Raw genomic sequence first — 14719 nt, 5'->3', positions numbered from 1 at the left:
CTATGATATTTTCCTATCGGAAATTAATTGTTCGCTTACAGTATATTTTGGTTTTTGTAGCATTGACGGTCATTTTATATCAAGTGCTGCTTGCTGTATCCGGCTGGATCCAACCTGTGAACAAGTACAAAGCACCTACTGGCAAATCCGTTAAGGTATTCGGACAAAGCGAGCATGTTTCTTTTGATTCGAATTCAATGAGTGAGCGCTTGCGTTTGTTTTATTGGTATGGTGAGTAAAGCGAAAAATAAAGGAATCTCTCCAGTCACCGTGGAATGCTATAGAATGGAAATCATAGCAGGTAAACGAGGGAGAGACTGACATAATGACGAGTGAGCTACAATCCTTCATCCAATTTCTGACGACTGAACGAGGACTTTCACGGAATACACTCGAATCCTACGAAAGGGATCTCCTTCAATTTGTTGCTTATCTTGAGATGCAGGGTGTTACAAACTGGCGAGATACTGGGAAAGTACATCTTGGGAGTTATCTATCACAATTAAAAACGCTCGGACGAGCTTCAGCGACCTTATCGCGTATACGCGTTTCATTACGCTCCTTTTTTCAATACATGGTGAAAGAACGGCTGCTTGATTCTGATCCTTCTGTTTTCATCGAGGTTCCTAAGTTGGAAAAGAGGATTCCTAAAGTTCTAAGCATTCTCGAAGTTGAAAAGTTGCTGGAAGCTCCTCAATCAGAGCAGGTGAATGGCGCCCGGGATAAAGCCATGCTTGAATTACTTTACGCTACAGGGATTCGTGTTTCTGAACTAGTGGCATTAAATATAGCCGATGTGAATCTAGAGATGGGCTTTATTCGATGTATCGGCAAAGCAGAGAAAGAGCGGATGATTCCGCTTAGCGGCATTGCTATTCGGATTATTGATACCTATATTCAGCAGTATCGAATTAAGCTGCTCAAAAGATCGGTAGACGAAGAAGCACTCTTCATCGGGCACTTAGGTACTAGGATGACGAGACAAGGTTTCTGGAAAATTATGAAGCGCTATGCGTTGGAGACGAATATTACGAATGAAATTACGCCTCATACACTAAGACATTCCTTCGCTGCGCATTTAATCGAGAATGGGGCGGATTTACGATCTGTACAGGAAATGCTTGGTCATTCCGATATCTCATCAACACAGCTCTATGTGCAGGTTACAAAGATCAAAATGAAAGATGTCTATAATCGAGCACACCCGAGAGCTCATTTATGATTGTTGACAGAAGGGCAGCGGCACTTCCAACCGGAATTGCTGCTGTTTTGCATTCACGGGTTGGAAGTGGGATAATGAAGGGTGGATATCATTACTATTAGGAATTGATTTGGAGGGACATCGGTGCGCTTTGAACGAATTAGTTTAATCGTATTAGATAGCGTAGGCATCGGAGAATTGCCGGATGCTGATCAGTTTGGCGACCTTGGAGCACATACCCTAGGTCATATTGCAGAGAAAGTAAGCGGTTTTGCGCTGCCCCATTTGCAGCAAATGGGGTTAGGAAATATTGCAGACATTCAGGGGATTCCTCCGGTATCGTCGCCAGAAGGCTATTATGGCAAAATGGCAGAGGTTTCCGTTGGCAAAGATACGATGACGGGTCACTGGGAATTGATGGGACTCCGTATTTCTACACCGTTTAAAGTGTTCCCTGACGGTTTTCCCGAAGCCTTGATCTCGCAATTTGAGCAAGAGACAGGTCGGAAAGTGATCGGTAATAAACCGGCTTCGGGGACTGAGATTTTAGATGAGCTTGGCGAAGAGCAGATGAAAACTGGCGCATGGATTGTCTACACGTCAGCGGATAGTGTGTTCCAGTTGGCCGCACATGAAGACATCATTCCACTAGACGAGTTGTATCGCGCATGCGAGATTGCCCGCAAGCTAACTATGCAAGATGAATTTGCCGTGGGGCGTGTGATAGCAAGACCTTATCTGGGTTCACCAGGTGCGTTCAAACGAACGCCAAACCGTCATGATTATGCGGTCAAGCCACCAGAGCCTACAGTAATGAATCAACTGAAGGATGCCGGATGGGATGTCATTGCCATCGGTAAAATTAATGATATCTTTGATGGGGAAGGGGTCACGAAAGCGACCTCAACGAAAAGCAATTTGGATGGCATTCAGAAAACGATTGACGTGCTTGGAACCTCATTTAAGGGTCTAGCTTTTACCAATCTAGTCGATTTCGATTCCTTATATGGTCATCGACGTGATCCTGAAGGCTACGGAAAGGCGTTAGAGGAATTTGATGCCTATGTACCACAGCTTAAAGCTGGACTCGGTCCGAAGGATCTGCTGATCTTGACCGCGGATCATGGGAATGACCCTGTGCACGCAGGGACGGACCATACACGCGAGTATGTACCCATTTTGCTGTATAGCCCTAGCTTCCAATCGCCAGTTTCCTTGGGAATCCGTGGAACCTTTGCAGATTTAGGCGCGACGATCGCTGAGAACTTTGGCGTAGAACCAACTAAGAATGGTGAGAGCTTTCTGCATCTTTTGAAATAAAGTCGAGAACCATTAATTTGAGGAGGCATGATGGCATGTCAGGTACATCCATGATTCAAGAAATTCAAGAAGCTGCAGCATTTATTAAAAAAGAAACAAATATGACACCACAAATTGGTCTTATTCTAGGTTCAGGTCTCGGCGTTCTAGCTGATTTGATAGAAGAGCCCATTGTAATCGATTATTCACGTATCCCGCATTTCCCGGTCTCTACTGTTGAGGGACATGCTGGAGAGCTCGTTGTAGGCTCCATTAAAGGAAAGCAAGTCCTCATGATGAAAGGGCGCTTCCATGCTTATGAAGGTTACGGGGCTGAGACGGTTTCTTTCCCTGTACGTGTAATGAAAGAGCTTGGGGTACAAACCTTGATCGTTACCAATGCAGCTGGCGGAATCAATGAGTCCTATCAAGTTGGCGATCTCATGGTCATTAGCGATCATTTGAATATGACGTTCCGCAATCCATTGATTGGGCCGAATGATTCAGCACTAGGTGTTCGCTTCCCAGATATGTCAGAGGCTTACAGCAAGCGTCTGCGTAAGTTAGCGCACGATGTCGCGGCTACGCAAGATTTTAAACTACAAGAAGGTGTGTATGTGGGGCTGCTTGGTCCTAACTATGAAACACCTGCAGAAATTCGCATGTTCCGTACATTAGGTGGAGACTCCGTTGGGATGTCTACTGTGCCAGAGGTTATCGTTGCTCGTCATGCGGGTATCGAAGTATTAGGCTTCTCCTGTATTTCCAACATGGCATCGGGTATATTAGATCAACCGTTATCCCATGCAGAAGTGATGGAGACGACGGAGAAAGTTAAACCTAAATTTTTGAAGCTAGTCCTAGGCATTATTGAGGCACTATAAGTGCGTGTTCAAACAACCTCTATAGGCAGATAAGGAGAACAACATGACATTGACTTACATTCAACAAATTAATGAGGCTGCAAGCTTCATCCAATCGCGTTTAGGCAGCGTGTCACCAACAGTTGGACTTGTTCTAGGTTCAGGACTTGGCGATATGGCAAATCAGGTTGAGCAGCCAATAGCGATCGAATATAGTGACGTTCCACATTTCCCTGTATCTACAGTTGAGGGCCATGAAGGCCGTTTTGTGATTGGGACTTTGGAAGGCAAGCAAGTTATTGTTATGCAAGGCCGTTTTCACTATTATGAAGGCTACGATATGAAAAAAGTGGTGTTCCCCGTGTACGTGATGAAAGCGATCGGGGTGCAAACGGTTGTTATGACGAACGCGTGCGGTGGGATGAATCGTTCTTTCCATGCGGGTGATCTGATGTTGATTAGTGATCATATTAATATGACAGGGGCCAACCCGTTGATTGGGCCGAACCATGCAGAGCTTGGTGTCCGTTTTCCTGATATGTCAGAGGCGTACAATCGCGAATATCGCAGTCTTGCTCGGAAGCTTGCAGCTTCTGTCGTTGGAGAGGATGGAGTTCCTCTTCAGCTGCAGGAAGGTGTTTATGCGGGAATTACAGGTCCTACCTACTGCACACCAGCAGAACTGACGATGCTGGCTCGCATTGGTGGCGATGCAATTGGAATGTCTACCGTAGCTGAAGTAATTGCAGCGCGCCATGCAGGGCTTAAGGTGCTCGGCATTTCATGTATTACGGATATGGCGATTGGTGAAGAACTTGAACCCTTGACGCATGAGCAAGTTGTGGCTGTTGCGAATCGGACGAAGCCGAAATTTATTGCATTGGTGAAAGCATTCGTTCGCGAAGTGCAATTGGGATAAACTTGACCGGGAAAAAACATGATTTTTGTGGAATTTAGCATCTTAAGACCTATCCTTTGTATGGGACACATGTTAGAATGTAGTTAATTAGAACTATATTCAGTGGTGATCTTTCTGAGAGAGATTGCCTATTCCATAGAAGGGTGTGTTGGAGCATGGCAGTTCCTCAACAACTCATGGTGGCCAATTGTCCGCGTTGCGGAAGAGTGTATCAAAGAAATTTACGCAACCAATGCATGGATTGCAGCACAAGCATGCACGATCAATTGAAAAATTGTGTTGATTATCTTCGTAGAAATTACCGTTCATCTAATGAACAGGTTTGTGCTGTTACAGGCGTTTCCAATATACAATTACAAGTTTGGATGAAAGAAGGGAAATTACATCTCGCTGATTATCCAAATTTGAGTTATCAATGTGCTTCCTGTGCGGAACCAATTCGTGTAAATAAGCTGTGTGTAAGTTGCAGCACGAGAATAACTCGTGATATTAGAAAACTTTCAGAGAGCGGAACTGTACAGCAGCGTATGAACCAATCTGAAACGAAATCTCAGGTTAACTCGACTGGCTTCCAAATTAGTGATCGTTGGAATCGTGTGTAATTTGCGCTGCATTGGGCAATAGTAAAATGGAGTTCAGTTCACAATTCTGTCACGAAATAGTCAAAGTTTTGCCACGTAGTAGATATGGGATTATTCTCTGATGTTAGGTAGAATAGATGAAGTGAACACACGATGAGGGGGATATGCATGCAAAAGTGGATTTTCTTTGTACTATTTATACTTGCGGGCGCATTGGGGCTGGGAGTCCTCTTTCAAGATATTTCTGATCGCCAAGAGGCACAGGAAGCCGAGGCTGCCGCTGGTAAAATGCAACAGCTAAAATTAGTTGCTTCAAACTGGCAGTTTGATACGCCAGAGTACACGATCAAAAAAGGTGAGCCTACAAAAGTATCTTTATCTTTAAAAGAAGGCGTACATGCGGTTGAAATTGTTGGGTTGGATATTAAACTTGATAAAGAAAACCCTTCGAAAGAAATTACGTTTGACAAACCAGGTACATATGAAATTGATTGTGTTCTTCCTTGCGGCGAAGGACATGCCAAAATGAAATCCAAACTAATTGTACAATAATCTTCATAGATAACAGATAAGAGGGGGCTTATTAGCTCCCTTTTTTCCATTTTCCTCATTGTGATGTAAGATGGAAGCTAAAGCGGATGCTTACGATGTCAGTTTTCTGACGAAAACTTAAAGGAGGTAATATCATGAGAATGGTTGATTTAATACATAAGAAACGTGTTGGTGAAGCGTTAAGTGAACAGGAAATTACGTTTATCATCAATGAATATACCGCGGAGAGTATTCCTGACTATCAAATGTCCGCCTTCTTGATGGCGACCTTTCTAAACGGAATGACAGATGAAGAAACGTCGTTTCTTACACTCGCAATGGCAGGATCCGGTGAAATGATTGATTTATCTGCGATTGCTGGTGTGAAAGTGGATAAACATTCGACGGGTGGCGTAGGGGATAAAGTTAGCCTCATTGTAGGTCCAGTTGTGGCTTCGCTCGGTATACCTGTTGCTAAGATGTCAGGTAGAGGGCTAGGGCACACAGGAGGTACGTTGGATAAATTGGAGTCTATTCCAGGTTTTCAAATCGAGTTGTCGAAGGAAGCCTTTATTGAAGCGGTTAACACGAATAAAATTGCTATTGTCGGACAAAGTGGCAATTTGGCTCCAGCAGATAAGAAAATCTATGCTTTACGTGATGTGACGGCAACGGTGGATTCGATCCCATTGATCGCCAGCTCCATCATGAGTAAGAAAATTGCTTCAGGCGCTGAAGCGATTGTATTGGATGTGAAAATAGGTTCCGGTGCTTTTATGAAAACGGTCGAGGATGCAAGAGTACTTGCTCGTACAATGGTTGATATTGGAACTCGTCTGAATCGAAAAACAATTGCGATGATTACCGATATGGATCAGCCGCTTGGTCGCGAAATCGGAAATGCGAATGAAATTCGAGAATCCATTGATGTACTGCGCGGAACAGGAGACAAGGAGCTAACGGAAGTTGCGATTTCTGTTGCCGCTTATATGGCAGTCCTGGGTAAGGTGTTTACCTCCTTTGAGGAGGCACAGGAAGCTGTTCGTGACATCATCTCCAAGGGGAAAGCATTGGATACGTTCAAGCGCTTTATCGCTAGCCAAGGCGGCGACTCGTGTGTTGTTGATCAGCCTGAGCTATTGCCAACGGCAGCTTATCATATCGAGGTTACTGCACAACAAGCTGGCTTCATTAACGAGATTCAAGCGGAAAATATCGGCATCGCAGCGATGGTCCTTGGCGCGGGACGAGCGAAGAAGGAAGACTTGATTGATTATGCTGTAGGACTGACGTTAAATAAGAAAATAGGAGATGCCATTCAAATAGGGGAATCCATTTGTACCATCCATGCGAATCGACTCGACGTAGCTGAGGTTGAAGCGATGATTCTCGATGCCTATAAAATCACGTCAACGCAGCCTGCACCGAAACAATTAATATATGATGTAATCGAATAACAGTTGCAGTGAGCAAGCACTTTCCTAAAGGAAAGTGTTTTTTCGTTCTGGCTTATTTTCACCGTCATGGAATAATTTAGAGGAATTTCGTCAACACTGATTAGCAGTCATTCATGCTGCAAAATGCCAAAACTTTCACTTCATACATCACAGGAGGGGTACAATTGCTATGCGAAAAAAAGGGCTAATCAGTTTTATTTGTTTACAACTAGGTGTGATGCTGGTTCTGCCAGCGATTTATGCGGCGGAAACCAAGGTCCAACCCGTGGATCTAACACCGAATGCGCTATCAGCTGTTCTCATGGATGCGGATACCGGCACGGTGATTGCGGAGAAGAATAAGGATGCTAAACTTCCGCCAGCGAGTATTACCAAAATCATGACCATGCTATTGATTATGGAAGCAGTCGACAAGGGTACCATCAAAATGGATGAAAAAGTCAGCGTTAGTGAATATGCGGCTTCCATGGGAGGCTCACAGATCTTCTTAGAGCCTGGTGAACAAATGTCTGTTCAAGAGATGCTGAAGGGCATCGCAATGGCTTCTGGAAATGATGCTTCTGTCGCAATGGCTGAGAAAATTGCGGGATCGGAAGAGAATTTTGTTGCCATGATGAATGAGCGAGCAGGGCAACTTGGGATGAAGAATACCCATTTCTCTAACTGTAATGGACTTCCTGTGGCGAATCACTATACTACGGCGAATGATATCGCGATTATGTCACGTGAACTTCTGAAGCACGAAGGGATTACGAATTTCACTGGTGCCTACCAAGATTATTTACGCAAAGACTCACCGAAGCCATTCTGGCTTGTAAATACAAATAAATTAGTCCGTTTCTATAGCGGAGCCGATGGATTGAAAACTGGCTATACGAGTGAAGCCAAATTCTGTTTGTCAGCTACAGCTAAACGAGATAATTTACGTGTTGTTGCTGTTGTACTGGGTGAACCTAATACCAAAACGCGAAACGCGGAAGTAACAAAGTTGTTTGATTATGCTTTTGCGCAATATACGAATTATCCATTGTTCAAAACAGGAGATAGTTTGGGTAGCTTCACGATAAATAAGGGTCAAGTATCGACAGTGCCGTTAGTTGCAAGACAGAATTATAGCATATTAATGAAAAAAGGAACGGACACGGCAAATATCCGACATGAATTGCAGCTTGATCCAAGCTTGAGAGCACCTGTAAGCGAAGGTCAACCGATTGGTAAAATCATGGTCTACAATGGGGATAATGTCTTAGCTGAATACCCTCTAGAGTCTCCGCAAGCTGTTGATAAAGCATCTTGGTGGAAGCTGTTTAAGCGGACAACGTCGGAGTTATTTACGACGAATTAATGCGGAAAACAGCGAATAGAAGTTGATGTGATCGTATATTTTGCCTTCTTTTAGCGGTTTTCTTCTAGTTTTGTCGGGTGGCAGGAATTGCCAACTCAGTTGTAGAAACTAGTGTTCATGACCTGAAGGGAGTGAACATATTGGGCATGCAAATTGAGTTTGAGCAAGGCAGAAGAGCGCTGATTGTTAGATTGAAGGGTGAACTTGACCATCATGCAGCGGATAGTGTAAAGGCGAGGATGGAGGATGCCATTGCGAAGGAGCAGACGCATCACCTCATTCTTAGTTTGAAGGACCTCTCCTTCATGGATAGCTCAGGTCTAGGCGTTATTCTTGGCCGTTATAAGCAAATCACGAGCAAAGGCGGCAAAATGGTCGTCTGTGACGTCTCACCAGCTGTTTATCGCTTGTTCGAACTTTCGGGAATGTTTAAGATCGTTTCGATTCAAGATAACGAACGTAATGCAATGTCCAGTTTGGAGGTTGCTTTATGAGTGAACGAAACTTTATGACCTTGCAATTTGCCAGCCGATCGGAGAATGAAGCTTTTGCACGTGTAGCAGTAGCTGCATTCGTATCGCAATTAGATCCAACATTAGATGAATTGACGGATATCAAAACGGTTGTTTCAGAAGCCGTAACGAATTCGATTATACATGGTTATAACAATAATCAGGATGGTGTCATTACCATTTCAGCTGAAATTGATGATGACACGATTCGATTGACGATTGAGGACAAGGGTGAAGGTATTGCTGATTTAGAGCAAGCGAAGGAGCCCTTGTACACCTCTAAACCAGAGCTAGAACGTTCTGGGATGGGCTTTACAATTATGGAAAATTTCATGGACGAAGTGGAAGTTGTGACGGCCGTCGGAATCGGAACGAAAATAAACATGTTGAAGCGAATTGAATCTAAAAAAGCTTTATACAATTAGGGGTAGGATCTATGGATGTTGATCTGAAGCATGCTTCTCATAGTTATTTAGACGATTCGGAAGTCAAACGGTTAATCGCCCTCAGCCAATCCGGAGATGGACTCGCTAGAGAAACACTTGTCAGCTGCAATATCCGTTTGGTGTGGTCCGTGGTTCAGCGCTTTTTGAACCGTGGTTACGAAGCCGAAGACTTGTTCCAGATCGGGTGCATTGGACTGCTCAAGTCCGTGGACAAATTCGATCTATCGTATGATGTCAAATTCTCAACCTATGCCGTCCCGATGATTATCGGGGAAATTCAGCGGTTTCTACGGGATGATGGTACATTAAAGGTAAGCCGCTCTCTGAAGGAGCTTGCGAACAAAATTCGCAAGACGAAGGATGAGCTTTCGAAACGCTTGGGGAGGCTTCCTACGATCAAAGAGGTTGCCGAGGAGCTTATGATTACGCCGGAGGAGGTCGTGTTCGCTCAAGAGGCGAATAAACCACTCTCGTCGATTCATGAGACTGTATTTGAGAACGATGGAGATCCCATCACGCTCATGGACCAAATTTCGGATGAATCCGGCGAGAAATGGTTCGAGAAGTTAGCCTTAAATGAGGCGATTGGGACGCTCAATGAGCGAGAAAGACTTATTGTATATCTCCGCTATTTCCGTGATCAGACGCAGTCGGAGGTTGCAAGCAGACTGGGCATATCTCAGGTGCAGGTATCGCGCTTGGAGAAAAAAATTCTGCAATCAATCAAGGATCAGATTGCACAATAATTGTTCTATACGTAACAGTGCGCTGGTAAAAACCGTGCTCCCTATGGGAGGACGGTTTTTCAGTGCATATACGTATAGCCGCTAATTTCCCATGAGTAAGTATCAAGGGGATGAGCGGCTTGTTCCTTATACACCGAACGCTTTTTTACCGTGCCGAATAACGGTCAACCGAATAAAATCTGACGCAGTATATCCCGCATAAACCTACGAGGGAATATACAATACGACTTAACCCTGAAGATTCACGGTGTGAATCTCCCCCAAGTAGAGCAGAAACTAAATCCCATTCGAAAAGCCCAACTAGAAGCCAATTCAGCGCACCAATGATGACGAGTGTTAACGCGAATTTTGCCATGTTATCACCTTCTTTATATGGAATAAGTAATCGTATTCCCTATTTAACATGCCTTGCCATATCCAACTTTATGCATGGAGAATTTACCAAATCTCGAATGGATTACGAGAAGGAAGGATTTTGCATACTATTCCTATACATGGATGACTGCAGACAGAATTGACATTGTTAAGCTCTGAGAGGGGTGAACCATGGACCAGGTAGTTAATAAATATTTATACATACGTCTGCGCCGCAAAGCGCGCGTTCGCAAAGGTCAGATCGTGAGACTACACCACATTGCACAGTTATTTGTGGAGCCTGAATATGAACAAGCTCTGAATGAATTGATTATCCATCAACCCCAGCAAGAGGATGGGAATCGCGTGCTAATTGACATGCTATTAATCATTCGTAAAGTAAAGAAACGGTTTCCCGAGCTGCAAGTTGAACATTTTGGAGAACCACACGTGCTGCTAGAAATATATACCGATAATAAGAAGGCAAATCCGCTTCTCATCGTGATCGTATGGTTGCTTTTATTTATTGGCTCTGGGCTGGCGATCATGAATTTCCATGCGGATGTGTCCATGCTAGCCGTCCATCAGCGTATTTATGAATTGATGACGGGTAAAAAGGTCGATCATCCGCTCATTTTGCAAATACCGTATTCAATTGGCATCGGTGTAGGTATGGTGCTTTTCTTTAACCATCTGTTTAAAAAGAAATTCAACGAAGAGCCGAGTCCGTTGGAAGTTGAGATGTTTATGTATCAAGAAAATATTAATCATTACGTAATCACAGAAGAATACTCGAAAATCAATGAAGAAGGGGACACGAAGTGATTACGCTGATCGGGGAAGTTTTCCTAGCTGCTTTTATCGGATTAGCTGGAGGCATTGCAGTTGGGAGCGGCATGGTTGCCTTTCTAGTCGTTCTGGATATCATCCCTAGGTTAGCTCAAATCTCACGTTCATTCTCCAAAATCCACGCTTATGAAGCAGCGGTAGTACTAGGCTCACTTGTGTTTACATGGGTGGATTTCAGTGATTTGCATATGCATTTATTTCCAATGGGCGCAGCACTATTTGGCCTATTTGCAGGTTGTTTCGTTGGCTTACTAGCCGCTGCACTGACTGAAATTGTCAATGTGCTGCCGATTTTGGCTAAACGAGTGGGAATGGATTCTTATCGAATTGTGTTATTAATGGCCATGATTTTCGGAAAGGTAATTGGCTCCTTGTTTGAATGGTTATTTTATTAATGAGCGGAGGATGGTGGCGCACCAATGAAATTTATTGTTCGAAATGGTCAAAACAGCGAAGAGGAGAAATTGCAAGACCTACAGGACGATGATAAACAAGATAATCAAGAAGAAAAGTTAGCTGTTGATGAGGAAGGGAATTTATCGGCCTATAATCCCATTACGAATATGACACCGAAAGAAAAGGCACTTAAGATCCAAGAAGATATTCCTAAAAGTCTGCGAGAAGTACAGCGCATATTGGAAGAAAGGGTCGGCTTAAATCGGAGTTTTGATCTTGTAATGAGAGAGATGGTGTTTGGCTCTAAACGCGTCGGCATCTTCTACTGCAATGGGTTCGCGAAAGATACCGTGTTGACGGACATTATTACTCGACTGACCTATGCAGATAGTGAAGCAGTGGCCCACCATACGTTGGAAACTTTTATTGAAAAATTAATCCCACATATTCAAGTGAAGCATTATACGAAAATGTCGGAGATTGTTGGACAAGTGTTAATGGGTGGGACCGCATTCTTCATTGAGGGAGTAACGACGGCTATTGCGGTTGATGCGAAAAGCTTCCCTGTTAGATCGATTGCAGAACCAGATTTAGAACGTGTGGTTAGAGGTTCGCGCGATGGTTTTGTAGAAACGTTGTTAGTGAATGTTACCCTAGTTAGACGGCGCATTCGTGATGAGCGTTTTAAACTAGAAATCATGCAAATCGGTAAGCGTACGAAGACAGATGTCTGTATCGGATATATTAATGATATTGCGGATGCGGCACTTGTCCAAGATATTAAAGACAAAATGAAACAAGTAGATATAGATGGTCTGCCCCTTGGTGAGAAGCAATTAGAGGAAGTGATTGTAAATAAGGGTTGGAATCCATACCCCATGGTACGCTATTCGGAGCGACCGGATGTGGTCTCTGCACATCTATTAGAAGGTCATGTCTGTGTGTTTGTGGATACCTCTCCAAGCGTCATGATCTTGCCGACGACCTTTTTCCATCATGTACAACATGCTGAGGAATATCGAAATACACCATTTATCGGTACCTATTTGAGGTGGGTACGTTTTGCCGGCATTATGATGTCGATCTTCTTGCTGCCACTCTGGTATCTAATGGTGATGGAGCCTTCCCTTAAACCAGCGGGATTAGAATTCCTTGGCCCGCAGAAGGAAGGTACGTTGCCGCTCCTCATTCAATTCCTGATTGCAGATATAGGAATCGATCTCATGCGGATGGCAGCGGTACATACCCCTTCACCGCTTGCAACTGCGATGGGGTTGGTGGCCGCGATATTAGTCGGAGATATTGCAGTTAAGACAGGACTTTTTATCAACGAGGTCATCCTCTACTTAGCACTCGCTTCAATCGGGATGTTCGCTACCCCAAGCTATGAATTAGGTTTAGCGAATCGAATCGTGAGGCTAGCGTTATTAATAACAGTGTCTATTTTTGGAGTTCCTGGGTTTGTTATTGGCTCCACATTATGGCTAATTATGTTAGCTTCAAAGAAATCTTATGATGCTCCCTATATGTGGCCGTTTATCCCGTTTAATGCCAAGAGCTTCTTCGCAATCTTGCTTCGTCGTCCAGTACTAGCAAGCAAAACAAGACTTAGCATTACAAAGCCAATTGATGGTACCCGACAACCTAAATCATAGCTTAAAAATGGGCTGGAATCTTCCTGCCCTTTTTTGTTTGTTCTAGGCGCATGTATTGTCAAATACGCGTGCACTATGGTACTTTTATTAGTATGTATGCGACCTCTTTAGCGGAATTTGGCATAGGGAAGGTTCAAGTAGAGAGGGGAAAATATTGCTATGTATTTACATGGTACCAGTAGAATAAATGACCAAGGCCACCTCGAAATTGGCGGTGTTGATACGACAAAGTTAGTTGCCGAATACGGTACGCCTCTCTATGTTTTTGACGAGACACTCGTACGTCAGCGCTGTCGTGAATTCGTTGAAGCTTTCGAAGCTTCTGGGCTGAAATTTCAAGTAGCCTATGCAAGTAAAGCGTTTTGTGTAATGGCGATGTGCCGAATTGTCGAAGAAGAAGGTATGTCTTTGGATGTTGTATCCGATGGCGAGCTATATACAGCGCTTCAAGCAGGCTTCCCAGCTGACCGTATTCATTTCCATGGGAATAACAAAACCATTTCTGAGATGGAAATGGCCATTGATGCCAAAATTGGATGCTTCGTCGTGGATAACTTTATCGAGTTGCAAATGTTAAATGCGATTGCAGCTGAGAAACGCCAAAAAGTGAAAATTTTATTGCGGATTACGCCAGGTGTAGAGGCGCACACGCATGAATATATTTCAACAGGCCAGACAGATTCCAAATTCGGCTTCGATTTGGGGAATGGATCTGCATTCCGCGCGATTGGAGAGGCATCGCAGTTATCCAATTTAGATCTTTTGGGCATTCATTCGCATATTGGTTCGCAGATATTTGAAGTCGAAGGGTTCCGTATCGCGGCTGAGAAAATGGCCGAATTTGCAATTCATGTGCGGACAGAATTAGATGTCACGTTCAAAGTAATCAACCTTGGCGGTGGCTTCGGAATTCGTTATGTGAGTGAAGATACACCTCTACCTGTAGCTGTTTATGTTAAGGCGATTACTGATGCGATCCTAACGAATTTCGGCAGCAACGGCTATCCGCTTCCGGAAATTTGGGTTGAACCGGGTCGGAGCATCGTAGGCGATGCAGGGACAACGCTTTACACGGTTGGCACAACGAAGGATATTCCCGGTGTTCGTAAATATGTGGCCGTGGATGGCGGTATGACTGACAATCCGCGTCCTGCCCTATATGATGCTGTATACGAAGCGGGTCTCGCGAACCGCGCTGCAGAGCAGCCAGCCGAAGTTGTTTCCATTGCCGGCAAATGCTGCGAAAGTGGCGATATGCTGATCTGGGATGTGAATCTGCCGAAGATTGCGGCAGGTGATATTTTGGCAGTGTCGAGTACAGGAGCTTACAATTACTCAATGGCCAGCAACTATAACCGAATTCGTAGACCGGGTGTTGTATTTGTCAAAGACGGTCAAAGCGACCTTGTCGTGAAACGTGAATCTTTTGATCAAATCGTAGGGAATGACGTGATTCCAGCGAGAATGAAACAAGTGAGCAAAACGGTATAAAGGCATTATGAAAACAGCGGGAGGCCCTAGAGTTACGCAGGGTTCCTCGTGCTGTTTGTGTAATGCAGTCATTC

General features: G+C 44.1%; 17 protein-coding genes. 16 read left to right on the top strand and 1 reads right to left on the bottom strand.

Going from position 1 to position 14719, the window contains the following annotated elements; all coding sequences use genetic code 11:
- The first annotated feature begins 2 nt into the window (after positions 1–2).
- From L6I86_RS05935 to sigF, 12 genes are all read left to right on the top strand, one after another.
- Positions 3–239, top strand: coding sequence for a DUF4227 family protein (locus L6I86_RS05935; RefSeq protein ID WP_057312152.1), 237 nt, complete (start codon positions 3–5; stop codon positions 237–239).
- Positions 240–325: 86 nt separating this feature from the next.
- Positions 326–1222 (top strand): site-specific tyrosine recombinase XerD, encoded by an 897-nt coding sequence (xerD, locus tag L6I86_RS05930; protein ID WP_236285529.1) that lies wholly within the window; start codon positions 326–328, stop codon positions 1220–1222.
- Positions 1223–1345: 123 nt separating this feature from the next.
- Positions 1346–2521, top strand: a complete 1176-nt coding sequence (gene deoB, locus L6I86_RS05925) for a phosphopentomutase (protein ID WP_236285527.1) — start codon at positions 1346–1348, stop codon at positions 2519–2521.
- A 35-nt stretch (positions 2522–2556) separates the two neighbouring features.
- A complete protein-coding gene (locus L6I86_RS05920; RefSeq protein ID WP_056614577.1) occupies positions 2557–3384 on the top strand; it encodes a purine-nucleoside phosphorylase in 828 nt (275 codons plus the stop codon).
- Between the two features lie 43 nt (positions 3385–3427).
- Complete coding sequence (locus tag L6I86_RS05915) at positions 3428–4282, top strand: purine-nucleoside phosphorylase (protein WP_236285525.1); 855 nt, start codon at positions 3428–3430, stop codon at positions 4280–4282.
- 155 nt (positions 4283–4437) lie between these two features.
- Positions 4438–4884, top strand: coding sequence for a flagellar protein (locus L6I86_RS05910; RefSeq protein ID WP_236285523.1), 447 nt, complete (start codon positions 4438–4440; stop codon positions 4882–4884).
- A gap of 147 nt (positions 4885–5031) precedes the next feature.
- Positions 5032–5415: a cupredoxin domain-containing protein gene (locus L6I86_RS05905; protein ID WP_056614567.1), complete on the top strand. Its 384-nt coding sequence runs from the start codon at positions 5032–5034 to the stop codon at positions 5413–5415.
- Positions 5416–5549: 134 nt separating this feature from the next.
- Positions 5550–6851, top strand: a complete 1302-nt coding sequence (locus tag L6I86_RS05900) for a pyrimidine-nucleoside phosphorylase (protein WP_236285521.1) — start codon at positions 5550–5552, stop codon at positions 6849–6851.
- A gap of 169 nt (positions 6852–7020) precedes the next feature.
- The gene (locus L6I86_RS05895) at positions 7021–8196 is read left to right on the top strand and encodes a D-alanyl-D-alanine carboxypeptidase family protein (protein WP_236285519.1); all 1176 of its coding nucleotides are present in this window, start codon (positions 7021–7023) and stop codon (positions 8194–8196) included.
- 140 nt (positions 8197–8336) lie between these two features.
- Entirely contained in the window at positions 8337–8690 is a 354-nt protein-coding gene (gene spoIIAA / locus L6I86_RS05890; protein ID WP_082595419.1) for an anti-sigma F factor antagonist, read from the top strand.
- Complete coding sequence (gene spoIIAB, locus L6I86_RS05885; RefSeq protein ID WP_056614558.1) at positions 8687–9133, top strand: anti-sigma F factor; 447 nt, start codon at positions 8687–8689, stop codon at positions 9131–9133. The genes spoIIAA and spoIIAB overlap by 4 nt, the downstream gene beginning before the upstream one ends.
- Positions 9134–9144: 11 nt before the next feature.
- Complete coding sequence (gene sigF / locus L6I86_RS05880; RefSeq protein WP_056614554.1) at positions 9145–9900, top strand: RNA polymerase sporulation sigma factor SigF; 756 nt, start codon at positions 9145–9147, stop codon at positions 9898–9900.
- Between the two features lie 145 nt (positions 9901–10045).
- Here the strand turns inward: sigF and L6I86_RS05875 are convergent, their stop codons facing one another.
- Entirely contained in the window at positions 10046–10255 is a 210-nt protein-coding gene (locus tag L6I86_RS05875; protein WP_236285511.1) for a DUF378 domain-containing protein, read from the bottom strand.
- 191 nt (positions 10256–10446) lie between these two features.
- Here L6I86_RS05875 and L6I86_RS05870 point away from each other — a divergent pair, with 191 nt between their 5' ends.
- From L6I86_RS05870 to lysA, 4 genes are all read left to right on the top strand, one after another.
- Positions 10447–11079, top strand: a complete 633-nt coding sequence (locus L6I86_RS05870) for a stage V sporulation protein AA (RefSeq protein WP_236285509.1) — start codon at positions 10447–10449, stop codon at positions 11077–11079.
- 5 nt (positions 11080–11084) lie between these two features.
- Positions 11085–11498 carry a stage V sporulation protein AB gene (locus L6I86_RS05865; protein ID WP_236285689.1) on the top strand — a complete coding sequence of 138 codons (414 nt, stop codon included), beginning with the start codon at positions 11085–11087 and terminating at the stop codon, positions 11496–11498.
- A gap of 24 nt (positions 11499–11522) precedes the next feature.
- A complete protein-coding gene (locus L6I86_RS05860) occupies positions 11523–13154 on the top strand; it encodes a spore germination protein (protein WP_236285507.1) in 1632 nt (543 codons plus the stop codon).
- Between the two features lie 159 nt (positions 13155–13313).
- The gene (lysA, locus tag L6I86_RS05855; protein ID WP_236285505.1) at positions 13314–14645 is read left to right on the top strand and encodes a diaminopimelate decarboxylase; all 1332 of its coding nucleotides are present in this window, start codon (positions 13314–13316) and stop codon (positions 14643–14645) included.
- Positions 14646–14719: the final 74 nt, after the last annotated feature.

Source organism: Paenibacillus allorhizoplanae, from assembly GCF_927798215.1.
GTDB lineage: Bacteria > Bacillota > Bacilli > Paenibacillales > NBRC-103111 > Paenibacillus_E > Paenibacillus_E allorhizoplanae.
This window is presented reverse-complemented; position numbering and strand designations above follow the sequence as displayed.